The 11,152-nt window shown below is 38.4% G+C and carries 14 protein-coding genes; 5 read left to right on the top strand and 9 right to left on the bottom strand.

Going from position 1 to position 11,152, the window contains the following annotated elements; genetic code table 11:
• Positions 1-162: 162 nt before the first annotated feature.
• The gene (locus DYY67_RS02710; protein ID WP_166390555.1) at positions 163-1,122 is read left to right on the top strand and encodes an oligopeptide/dipeptide ABC transporter ATP-binding protein; all 960 of its coding nucleotides are present in this window, start codon (positions 163-165) and stop codon (positions 1,120-1,122) included.
• On the opposite strand, the gene DYY67_RS02715 is transcribed toward DYY67_RS02710, so the two are convergent.
• The 4 genes from DYY67_RS02715 to DYY67_RS02720 all read right to left on the bottom strand — a co-directional run bounded on the left by DYY67_RS02715 (position 1,119) and on the right by DYY67_RS02720 (position 5,796).
• Positions 1,119-3,611: a chromosome segregation SMC family protein gene (locus DYY67_RS02715; protein WP_320415951.1), complete on the bottom strand. Its 2,493-nt coding sequence runs from the start codon at positions 3,609-3,611 to the stop codon at positions 1,119-1,121. The two genes, DYY67_RS02710 and DYY67_RS02715, sit on opposite strands and share 4 nt — an antisense overlap.
• Positions 3,612-3,647: 36 nt before the next feature.
• Positions 3,648-3,803, bottom strand: a complete 156-nt coding sequence (locus DYY67_RS10525) for a hypothetical protein (protein WP_255492692.1) — start codon at positions 3,801-3,803, stop codon at positions 3,648-3,650.
• 139 nt (positions 3,804-3,942) lie between these two features.
• A complete protein-coding gene (locus tag DYY67_RS10530) occupies positions 3,943-4,647 on the bottom strand; it encodes an AAA family ATPase (RefSeq protein ID WP_255492693.1) in 705 nt (234 codons plus the stop codon).
• 81 nt (positions 4,648-4,728) lie between these two features.
• The gene (locus DYY67_RS02720; protein WP_166390557.1) at positions 4,729-5,796 is read right to left on the bottom strand and encodes an inositol-3-phosphate synthase; all 1,068 of its coding nucleotides are present in this window, start codon (positions 5,794-5,796) and stop codon (positions 4,729-4,731) included.
• A gap of 93 nt (positions 5,797-5,889) precedes the next feature.
• Here DYY67_RS02720 and DYY67_RS02725 point away from each other — a divergent pair, with 93 nt between their 5' ends.
• Complete coding sequence (locus DYY67_RS02725) at positions 5,890-6,828, top strand: deoxyhypusine synthase (RefSeq protein ID WP_166390559.1); 939 nt, start codon at positions 5,890-5,892, stop codon at positions 6,826-6,828.
• Here DYY67_RS02725 and DYY67_RS02730 read toward each other — a convergent pair.
• Both DYY67_RS02730 and DYY67_RS02735 read right to left on the bottom strand, forming a co-directional pair.
• On the bottom strand, positions 6,821-7,369 hold the full coding sequence (locus tag DYY67_RS02730) for a GNAT family N-acetyltransferase (RefSeq protein ID WP_166390561.1): 549 nt from the start codon (positions 7,367-7,369) through the stop codon (positions 6,821-6,823). The genes DYY67_RS02725 and DYY67_RS02730 overlap by 8 nt on opposite strands.
• 149 nt (positions 7,370-7,518) lie before the next feature.
• Positions 7,519-8,700, bottom strand: coding sequence for a class I tRNA ligase family protein (locus DYY67_RS02735; protein WP_166390563.1), 1,182 nt, complete (start codon positions 8,698-8,700; stop codon positions 7,519-7,521).
• A gap of 71 nt (positions 8,701-8,771) precedes the next feature.
• On the opposite strand from DYY67_RS02735, the gene DYY67_RS02740 reads away from it, so the two are divergent.
• From DYY67_RS02740 to DYY67_RS02750, 3 genes are read left to right on the top strand one after another with little or no spacing between them, the layout of a single operon-like run.
• On the top strand, positions 8,772-9,485 hold the full coding sequence (locus DYY67_RS02740; protein WP_166390565.1) for a proteasome assembly chaperone family protein: 714 nt from the start codon (positions 8,772-8,774) through the stop codon (positions 9,483-9,485).
• Positions 9,482-9,730 (top strand): hypothetical protein, encoded by a 249-nt coding sequence (locus tag DYY67_RS02745; RefSeq protein WP_166390567.1) that lies wholly within the window; start codon positions 9,482-9,484, stop codon positions 9,728-9,730. Before DYY67_RS02740 ends, DYY67_RS02745 begins: the two co-directional genes overlap by 4 nt.
• A gap of 16 nt (positions 9,731-9,746) precedes the next feature.
• On the top strand, positions 9,747-10,364 hold the full coding sequence (locus DYY67_RS02750; protein WP_166390569.1) for a LysE family transporter: 618 nt from the start codon (positions 9,747-9,749) through the stop codon (positions 10,362-10,364).
• Here the strand turns inward: DYY67_RS02750 and DYY67_RS02755 are convergent.
• The 3 genes from DYY67_RS02755 to DYY67_RS02765 are packed head-to-tail and all read right to left on the bottom strand — an operon-like array spanning position 10,361 to position 11,150.
• The gene (locus tag DYY67_RS02755; protein ID WP_166390571.1) at positions 10,361-10,600 is read right to left on the bottom strand and encodes a hypothetical protein; all 240 of its coding nucleotides are present in this window, start codon (positions 10,598-10,600) and stop codon (positions 10,361-10,363) included. The two genes, DYY67_RS02750 and DYY67_RS02755, sit on opposite strands and share 4 nt — an antisense overlap.
• A complete protein-coding gene (locus tag DYY67_RS02760) occupies positions 10,593-10,880 on the bottom strand; it encodes a DNA-binding protein (RefSeq protein ID WP_320415931.1) in 288 nt (95 codons plus the stop codon). Before DYY67_RS02760 ends, DYY67_RS02755 begins: the two co-directional genes overlap by 8 nt.
• Positions 10,881-10,904: 24 nt before the next feature.
• A complete protein-coding gene (locus DYY67_RS02765) occupies positions 10,905-11,150 on the bottom strand; it encodes a hypothetical protein (RefSeq protein WP_166390573.1) in 246 nt (81 codons plus the stop codon).
• Positions 11,151-11,152 lie beyond the last annotated feature (2 nt).

Consider the following 11,152-nt stretch of genomic DNA (forward strand, 5'->3'; position numbering starts at 1 on the left):
AACTTTGCGATAGTAAGAAATTGACCAAGTGATCGCCTAATGCCTAGAATATTCACAAATCTCGGTAGTCAGGATTGGATTAACAGAGGCTCCAGTTACGCTTTAACACTACAGGATACCTTATACAGTTTTCTTGACATACTTGACAGATAGGTAATTGCGATGGAAGAAATCCTTTCTGTAAAAAACCTGAAAAAATACTTTGTAAAGGGCGGTTTTGCACGCCAAAAAGAAACTGTAAGAGCAGTTGATGATATTTCATTTTCAATAAAGAGCGGCCAGACATTTGTCCTTGCTGGCGAATCAGGATCTGGTAAGACGACAGTTGCTCGTCTGATATTGAGGTCAATAGAGCCAGAATCAGGAGATATCATTTTTGACGGTATAAAAATAACTAATGATGCATCAAGTCTCAAAAAGATAAGGACTGAATGCCAGATGATACACCAAGACCCTTATGCATCAGTAGACCCTAGAATGAAAATTTTTGACATAGTAAGGGAGCCGCTGGACATACATGCCATCGGCAAACCAAGCGAGAGAAAAGATTTAGTTTTTGCTGCACTCAGAGATGTGAAATTAGATCCTGAAGAGATTGCTTCAAAATATCCACATATGTTGTCAGGGGGTCAGAGACAACGCGTTGCCATTGCAAGATCCATTGCAACCAAGCCCAAATTGATCATAGCTGATGAACCAGTCTCAATGCTTGATGTATCAGTCAGGGTTGGAATTTTAGAATTGATAAAAGAGTTGCAAAACAAACATGGCATCTCATTTTTGTATATCACACATGATCTTTCCACTGCAAGATACGTGGGTCATGTTATTTCCATACTATATCTTGGCAAGATTGTTGAGACAGGTCTTATCAATGATGTATTGTTGCACCCAAGACATCCATATACGCAAGCCCTCATGGATTCCATTTCTGAACCAAACCCAGCCAACTTGCAAAAAGAGAAAAAAATTCGCATCAATGAACCCATCGAGACTGATGTGTATCAAGGATGCAGGTTCAGGGCAAGATGCCCGTATGCCATTGAAAAATGCAAACAAGAACCAGAGCTTGAACCATCCGGCGATAAAAGATCTGTTGCGTGTTTTGTAAAGATAGACTAGTTTGCTACTTCTTGGGATATGTTTGAAATCCTGTGCGACACAACATGCGATACACCGTTTCTTGGAAATACACCGTAGATCAATTTTGCCTTTTGTACTACTGAATCCTTTAGTGATACCATTATGATTTGGCTTCCTCCAGATCTATCTTCAAGTATCTTGGCTAGTCTTTCGGTATTTAGTGCGTCCAAGTGAGCATCAACTTCGTCAAGAAGATAAAATGGCGATGGCTTTAGTTTTTGAAGAGCAAGTAGGAACGTAATTGCGGCAAGAGTTTTTTCTCCACCACTAATTGACGTGGATTCTCTTTTTGGTTTGTTTGGAAATTGCACCAGATATGAAATTCCTGATGTAAAGATATCATCCTCATTTTGAATCTCAAGCCAAGCATTTCCGCCAGTCATCTTGCTGAAAATTTCGCGAATATCTTTGTCTACCTTGTCATAAGACTCCAAAAATGTCTGTCTCTTGTCCTTGTCTATTTCCTCAATGAATTTTACAATTGAATTTCTTTCAGATTCTAGTTCATTTTTTCGAGTAGACATGGAACGATATCCATCTGAAATCTCAACATATGTCTCAGGAGCCCTTGTGTTAAGAGAGCCTGACATTTTTCTCTTCTCAGATTCTAGTTCTACAAGAATCTCATCAACATCAAATGATTCAAGCAAAGTCTCATAACCATATGAGAGAAGGGTTTTGCGTATTCTTTCTTCATTTTCGCCAAGATCCTTGATATCACGCAAAATGGAATCAGATTGTCTTTCCATCCCGTTGATTTCTTTTGTGAGTGTCCTCTCAGATTCATAAAAAGTCTTCAATTTAGCATCGTATTCTTTGAGTGTAGATACCGAAGTGCCAGAAGTAGCTATCAGTTGTTGTTCCTTTTCTCTCAACGATACCAATAAGACGTCAGCGCTTTCCTTTTCTTTTGATAGCGTTCTTGACTGTACCTCAAGATCATGTTTTTCGTGGTTCAGAGAAGACTGTTCTTCAGATAAGCGTCGCATGTTTGCCTTGTGTGAGTTTTCCTCATTGACAAGTTCAGTAATTCTTGTACCTAGTTCACGAAATTCAGTAGATATAGTACTCTGCGAAGTCAACAAGGTTGACTTTTTCTCATTTAGTGAAGAAATTGCGGTAGCGATTCTTGCCTGTTCTTCTTCTGCATAGTTTTCCCGAGTTAGCAATATTCTCTCTTCCAAAGATGCAATATAGGATTCAGTCTTTGAGAGTTCGACTAGAATGTGCTCTTCTCTGCGCCTAAGCTGCAGTATTCTTGACGATAGTTGGTCAATTGATACAGATATTGTCTTTAACTTTGATCTCACGTCTGTAAGGCTCATGTCCACATTAGCAAGCCCTGTTTCTGAAGAATGATACCTACCATCCAGATTTCTTGTTATCCTCTCAATTTTCTTTAATTGTCCGCTCTTGTTTTGGATGAATTTCTTTAACAGTTCAAGAGATTGCACCAGTCCATCTACCGAAGTACTAAGAAGAATTATCTTTGTAAGATTGGAAACCTTGGAATTCATGTCTACAATTACTGCGCTTGCATCTGCCTCAAAGAAATGCCCATCAAGTGTAACTGCTTTGTATCCTTTCTTCGATAATGCATACGCTGCCTCTTTTGAAGATGCAAGACCTATGCTTCCAAAGATAAAGTTCTTGAGCGATTCTAGTTTTTCATCACATTTTATAAAATCTGAAATGACTCCAAGTATTCCGTCCTCTTGTGGAATAACAGCTTTTGAGTTAGATACTGCATCTAATGGAATTATTCTGATTTTTGGAAGTTTTTTCTGCTGAGCAAATTCGGCAATTCCAAGAAGAGTTGCAAAGTCGTTTACAACAAGCGCCTTTAGCCAGTCAGAGCCCACTGATAAGATCGCTCTCTCATATTGTTTGTCCCACGAAAGTAATTCATAGACAAGTCCTTGAATTCCCAATCGCTTTGAATCTTCTTTGAGCTTTGCAATAGAATAATCTTCATGCATTACTTCTTTTACAACTTTAATTTTTGCTTCATACTGGGCAGCTGCCTTGCTTGCCTTTTCAAAAATCAAGGTGGTCTCTTCAACATCTTTTTCTATTTTGGTACGCTTATCACGCAAGTCTGCAAGCCTAGACTTTAGATCGTTAATTGCAAGCTCATGACCCGCTCTTACTTGCCTGAGCTTTTGTTCAAGATCAAATAGTTTTTCTTTTTCGTCGGATAATGCTTTTGTCTTAAATGAGTTTTGTTCAACCTTGTTTTGAATGTCTAGGTGTTCTTGTTCTAGTTTTGAACTGGAAAGCTTTGCATCATTTAATGTGCTAGTAAGATTTCTTACCTTTTCATCAGTTTTGATCTTGTTACTTGTGACTAGAGATTGCTGCCTCATGATTTGACTAATTTCAGAGTCAACCGATGCAAGTTCGGCATTGACGTTCTTTCTTGATTCATTGATAACGTTGATTGATTTTTTAGTTCTGTAATTTGAGATTCTAAAATGGCGCGTTTTTCATGTATTCCAGTCATGTCAGTTTGAATTTCCGGGAAGCCTGGATTCTATTTGTCCCATTCTCCTTGCATCAGTAACCAATTTACTATTTGCTGATTCTGACTGGTGCATTGCAGCAGAGAGTTCAGAATCAATTGATGCCTTTGCGATATTGTATGCGTTGACCTCTTCCATGAATTTTTGTTTCTCTTCTTCTAATTTCTTGATTTCATCTCTTAACTGCCCACGCTGTTCATCAAGTTTTTTGTATTCAGACTGGATGGCATTAAGACTCCTCTCTTTTGATACCTTTTGTGTATCAATGTCTCGAAGCTTATTTGAGGCCTGAATTGCATAAAGTCTCTTCAGTTCCCTGATCTAAGAAATCATATCGTAGTTGGTTGTTTCGTTCCTCCTCTAGTTCATCAATGCGTTTTTTTATCTCATCCATCCTGGCTAGCGCAATCTCAAGTCTTCTATCGGCCTCGTCTAGTTGTTTTAATGCCTCTGTCTTTTTCTCGTCAAAATAGGCAAGCCCTATGATATCCTCAATTATTCTTCTTCTCTCTTCTGAGTTAAACTCTGAAATCCTAGTAATTGTACCCTGTTGTACAATATTCAGCTTGTGAATGCCACAGTTTGCAATCTCTAAAAGATCTAAAATGTGGTTTCGCAGTACCTTTTTTTGGTTCAGATAATAGATATTCTCACCTGATTCGTCCATCTCTCTTGTGATTGTGACTGTATTCGAATCAACTGGGATCTTTCGATCAGAATTATCAAAGTGACAGCTCACTCGCGCTATCTTTGCGCCATGGTGTGCATTGTCCACATCATGCAACAGCGAACGCAACTTATCCACCCTCATGATTTTTGGCGCGTTCTCACCCAAAGCAAATGAGATTGCATCCAAAATGTTGCTCTTGCCAGATCCGTTAGCACCTGAGATGGCTACAAGGCCTGGCTCAAAGTTGACTAGAGTATTCTTGTATCCAAAGGATTTGAATCCGAAGATCTCTAGCTTGCGTATGTGAACCAATGAAGTCGGTGCTTTAACATCTGAAATAACAGATTATTGACAAGTTTCATTGACTAGGCTAACAATAATTACAATGTGTGACTATTTGTCGCGTTTACCTTCGACAAATTCTGTAAAGGCATTCATTGCCTCAGTGTATGGCATCTGTATCGGGGGATGCTTGAAGCAGTAAGATGAGATGCTAGTCATTGGTCCAGATAGCTTTCTGTCTAGTGCTATCTTCAATCCACGTATAGCATCGATCATAATTCCTGCGCTGTTATACGCATCAATTACCTTGAGCTTTAGATCGAGTTTGATTGGGATCTTGCCAAAGTATTTGCCTTCTATGTTTATGTAGCAGATCTTTTCATTATCAATAAAGTCGACATAGTCACTTGGACCTATTCTCATTGGTATATCATAATCTGCCATTGCTTTTACTGCACTTGTCTTGCTTATCCTCTTGTCCTCAAGACGCTCTTCATCGAGCATATTGTAAAAATCCATATCTCCACCAATGTTCAGCTGATACGTACCGTCAATCAATACACCCCTATCTACGAAAAGCTTCACAAGTGTCTTGTGTACTACAGTAGCTCCGAGTTGGCTCATCACATCGTCTCCAGCAAGTGGGATCTTTTTTTCTGCATACATTTGCTGCCACTTGGGTTCTGATGCAATAAACACTGGAATGGCGTTAAGAAATCCTATGCCTGCCTCAAGTGCCTGACTTGCATAATTTCTCACAGCTTCCGTGCTTCCAACAGGAAGATAATTTACAAGCATTTCTGCCCCAGTGTCTTGCAATACTTTTTTGACATTGACCTCTGGTTCTGGCGAAGGGGTAACTATTCGACTGAGGTGTCGTCCCAGACCATCTTTTGTGGGCCCTCGTTGTACTATGATACCCGTGCGCGGCACTTCGGCAACAGTGATTGTGTTGTTAGGTCTTGCGTATATTGCCTCTGAGATATCTTTTCCAACCTTTGTATCTGCAACATCAAATGCTGCTACCACTTCGATATCCCCTGGCTCGTATCCGCCCAGGTTGTAAGCAGTAAGTCCTATGACATCATTTGGATTATCTGTATAATATTTTGCGCCTTGAATGAGTGCAGAAGCACAATTGCCTACACCGGCTATAGCAATCTTGATCTTCTTTCCCAACTTAATCGATAGCTACCAAATTATACCTACATATTAATTACTTGTGATTCTCAAGGGCAGAGGATTTTATATCCCAGATTGGACTTTAGACGTGTGATAAATTCCGGCAGACCTGTAAAGGATATCTCAATTAAAAAAGATGATTCTGTAGATTCTATTTTTGAGCAAATGTCAAAGTCAGGTGGTTTTGAGTCAAGAAATCTAGCAGACGGATTGAATATTCTGACTTCAATGATAGAAGACAAAGACTGCTTGAAGTTTTTGTCCTTTGTTGGTGCAGTTGTATCCACGGGCCTTAGAGGAGTAATTACTGACATGGTAAAGAACAAAATGTGCGATGTTATCATAACTACTTGCGGTGCACTTGACCATGACATTGCAAGACATTTTTCAAATTATCTAGAAGGATCGTTTACTCTAGACGATAGCGAGTTGGCAGACAAGGAAATTCATCGACTCGGAAATGTTCTGGTACCATTGAAAAGTTATGGTCCTCTAATTGAAGAAAAAGTTCAAGCATTTTTAGAAAAAGAATATGCCAGTGGAAAAAAAGAAATGTCAACACATGATGTATGCAAGGCAATAGGTGACAATCTTGGAGAAGATTCTTTTCTGTATTGGGCAAACAAAAACAACATACCTGTCATAGTTCCCGGGATAATGGACGGTGCGGTGGGCAGCCAGATTTGGATGTTTACACAAAAACACAATGACTTTAGACTAAATGTAGCATCAGATGGCGATTTGTTGTCAGGTTTAATTTTCAAGGCAAAAAAATCTGGCGCTCTAATGATAGGCGGAGGAATATCAAAGCACCATACATTATGGTGGAATCAGTATCGAGAGGGATTGGACTATGCAGTATACATCACGACTGCACAAGAGTTTGACGGCAGTCTGAGCGGAGCACTGGTAAGAGAAGCAATTTCATGGGGCAAGGTAACCCAGAATGCAAAACAGACAACAATACATGCAGAGGCAACAACAATTCTGCCTTTTCTATATTTAGCACTGCTTTCTAGGATCAAATAGTATAGATATTTTTTTGATAAATTTCTTTGAAGCCCAGTTTTGAATAGAAATCAAGTAGAGCATCTTTCTGATACGTTTCAAGCATGAGTAATTCCAGATTACGTCTCTTTACTTCACTGAGGGCAAAATCAATTAACAAAGCTGCAAGGCCTTTCTTTCTCATGCCAGGTATGGTTCCAAGACAATAAAGTCCCAATATGGAATTTTTTTCATACAGTGCAACACAGGAGCTAATAGAGTCATCAACAAAGTAACCCACAGAGGAGGCTGATTTTTTTACAATACGGTCTACTAGCCTGAGCCAATCAGGGCAGTCATATGCATCGCAGAACGTTTTTGACCATATCATGGATTCATCGCTAGATATCGTACGAACTTTTGGGGTTCTTGACGAATCAGGCACTTTTGCAAGAACGTGTTGAACATCATAGAGTCTAAAGTTTTTTTTGAGTAGAATTTCTTCAAGTTCAGGATAATTCAACGTATAAACATACGGAGTTGTATTACGTTTAGCAAAAAGCGCCAGAGCATCATCTAGCATTTTGTTATTGACGCAAGTTATGTTTGTGAGTTTGTCAAAAAATATATCATTTGAAAGATCTGGATTAAAAAAGAGTGTACCACATTTGAGAGTTTCTGAGCTTGCCCATAAACCAGTGAAAGAGTTCCCTATTTCTTCTAGCCGTGATATTAGAGTACTATTCCCAGCACTTGACATATTCGTTGAAAATCATCATATCCTATATTACTTCCTGCAATTACCTTGGAGCAAATATTTTCAAATATTTCAAGCGCTTTAGGCGAATTTAGATCATCGTCCAATGCAGCAAAAAATGCCTCAACTAGTACGGAGAGTTCAGAATCAGTTTTTTTAGATGTTTTTGTTCCTGTAATGTTAATTTTTTGTAAGAGCTGTCTTCTTTCAATAATTTGTTTTTCATCAAAATTGACATCTTCACGGTAATGAGTTGAGAAAATGTAGAGACGGAGTAGATTCTGTCCATATTTTTGTGCCAGATCTTTTGACCATACTACATTGCCAAGAGACTTTGACATCTTTTCGCCATTTGAGAGAACAAGACCCACGTGCATCCACATCTTGACTGGATTTTCAGATGTTGAAAACATCTTGTATTGAGCAAGATGTGCCTCATGATGAGGATACAATAGTTCTCTTGCCCCACCGTGTATATCATAATTTGCGCCAAAATTTTCTAATGCTACAGTTGTGTCTTGCATATGCCACCATGGGATTCCACTCCCAAACTTACTTTTCCATGAGAATCCAAAATCATCAGAGCAATTCCACAGCATAATGTCTTCTTGGCTTTTCTTGTTAGGTCCTATATCCAGCCTGTGAAGTTGGAGCTGGTTTCGTGACTGTTTTGACAGCATTCCATATTTTCTATCTTTTGATATATCAAGATAGACATTGCCATTTGCATAATATGCAATTTTTTGTTCCAGCAATTGAGATATGTGGCTTTCCATGTATTCGACATAATCTGAAACATATGCAAATCGGTTTACGCTTTTGATATTCAATATGTTTAGATCTTCGGCAAACTTCTGTGCATAGAATCTAGCAACTACATGGTAATCTTTTGATTCATCTTTTGCTTTGTTGAACACATTTTGATTAATATCAGTCATGTTTACTAGAACATCAGTATCATATCCTCGTTCCCGCAAATGTCTACACAAAAGGTCGTATGTGAGAAATATTCTAGCATGGCCCACGTGGGTATAATCATACAATGTCGGACCACAGATGAATACCTTTACCATATTTTTCTCAAACGGTTCAAACTTATCTTTATTTGAGGAAAAGGAATTGAAAATCTTGATCATGACGTGTTCGTTATCGTTCACTGAGCCATCGATGGAATTTGACACATAAAATGATATCCATGATTTAAAAGGATGTAGTACGATGACAATTCATGGGTAATGAAATAAGTGTCAGAGAATTAAAATCAATCAATATAGAAGGAGGTTTTGTAGTCGATGGCTTTCCTTATGCTGGACTTGCAAATGCCATAGCCACAGAATCTTTGATAAATACAACATCTAAATTTGAATTGGCCGGAGTTCTTGATTCAGATCTTTTTCCTCCCATCAGCATTGTAAGAGATGAGGCACCTAACTTTCCTGCAAGAATAATTGTAAACGAGGATCTCAAAGTAGCAGTATTTTCATCATATCTGACTCCTCATGAATCACTTCACAGAGAAGTGGCAAGAACCATGCTAAATTGGGCAAACGAACACAAATGTTCTCTCATAGTAAGCAGCTCTGCAGTAAAAACAGATGAAAAACCGTTTGTCATAGGAGTTGCCAGTACTGAAAATGCAAAGAAGAGATTATCGGATTCAGAAATTCCAATACTAAAAAACGGTACAGTCCCCGGCATTCCCGGAATTTTGTTGAACGAAGGTGCCATTACAAAAACTAACGTAATAGTCCTCTTGTACAAAGGTCAAGAAACAGGACCAGACTTTAGAGCAGGTGCAGAAATTTGCATGGCAATGGCAAAGCTTGTTCCAGGCGTAGCATGTGATTTCCGAACTCTAATGAGTGAAGCAGAAAACATCGAACAGAGTTTGAAACAAACAGAGCAAGACGCAGGTCCACTACGAGATGCAATTTACGGATGAGCTATCAAGAGCGAGAGATCGCAAAAAATAGTCTGCCAAAATATCTTAGAGTCCTAGATTCTGACGAGGGAATAAGGATTGAAGACAAGATAGGATTTGTTTTCATCAACAAAACGTCTAGGAGATATTGTGTTAACATATCAAAAAACGGCACTGATGAATTCTTTTACATGTATAATGCAGAAGAGGTACTGGATTTTTTAGCAAGCAAGATAGAGCCCACATCAAAAATTTTTGCTTACTAGATACTGAAATGTCTACATGACTACACTACTAGAATTTGCATTAACAGTCATTACAATCTCAGTTTCAGGTGTCATGTCGCCAGGACCCCTTTTTGCAGCAAATGTCGCATACGGAACAAGAGGAGGATGGAAAACAGGAATCAAAATGGCTGTTGGACATACAATGGTTGAGCTTCCGCTTGTCATATTACTTGGAATTGGCGCAGTTTCCTTTACTGTATTTCCTCAGTTCAGAGAATACATTTCCATACTTGGTGCCATAAGCCTCTTTGTCTTTGCAGGATTACAGATTAGGACCACTTTGAGAAAAACAAATTCTGACAATTTACCAAAACATGGTCCATTTTTTATAGGAATTCTATTGAGTGCGCTCAATCCATTTTTCTTGATTTGGTGGATTACGATAGGTTTCAAATTAATTTCTGATGCCATACTGCTATACTCATTTGTTGGAATTGGCATAATGTTCGGATTTCACATATGGATGGACTATGCGTGGTTAGGAGCAGTCGGATTTTTGTCTAGCCGCGGAAAAAAGATTCTCTCAACGAAGAACTACAAGATTTTCATGATTGCGCTAAGCGGAGTTTTGGTTTATTTTGGGATAAACTTTCTAGCCCAAGCTGCTCGTTAACCACAATCAAGTATTTCCAGATTGCCTTTACATGAATCATCAAATTGTGATATCTTGTCATTTAATTGAGCACATAATTCTGGATCTTTTGTTTGATCATATTTTTTTAGATTACCCTCAATGTCTATTTGTTTTAGCGGACATTTATCTACAAATCCAACGTTATACAATACAACTATTGCAATAACACCAGACAATACGATAGCCAAGGAATACTTGAGGGCCTTGCTAACCATCTTCAGGTTTAGAAACATCAACCTCAATTGTTGATACGTTTCTTTCTTTTCCGTCCTTTGATTCCATTTTTTCTGAAAAAATTCTCACACCACTGACCTTGTAACCAACTGCGTTCATTCTCTTAACTATCATTTGTGAGACATCTACTGCCGCAGTCATGCTCTTGCCCCTTGCCTTTATTGTCACAGTAGGTTCATTTGCAAGTAATGTCAAAGTAGCATTCACATAGGTAAGAATTGGTTTTTTGCCGATGAAGACAATATTTGGCGGTCTTGGCACAGACCAACTCTTTTTGTGTTTTATTTAATGGTTAAGATTCTTTTTTTCTACGTATTTCTCAATGATATTATCGATATCTTCCAATTTTGCCTGTTTTACTTCATCAACAATTTCTTTTTCTTCTATTTCATAACAATTTAGAAGGTCGTTTTTGTCCTTGAAAAAAAGCATCACTTTCTCTTGGTAAATGCAATAATACGGTTTATCAACATCCATTTTCTCCGGCTGTAGTTTGATTCCTTCTTCGTTTATTGAGACAGGATAGCTCATGA

The sequence above is a fragment of the Candidatus Nitrosotalea sp. TS genome, from assembly GCF_011319465.1.
Classification (GTDB): domain Archaea; phylum Thermoproteota; class Nitrososphaeria; order Nitrososphaerales; family Nitrosopumilaceae; genus Nitrosotalea.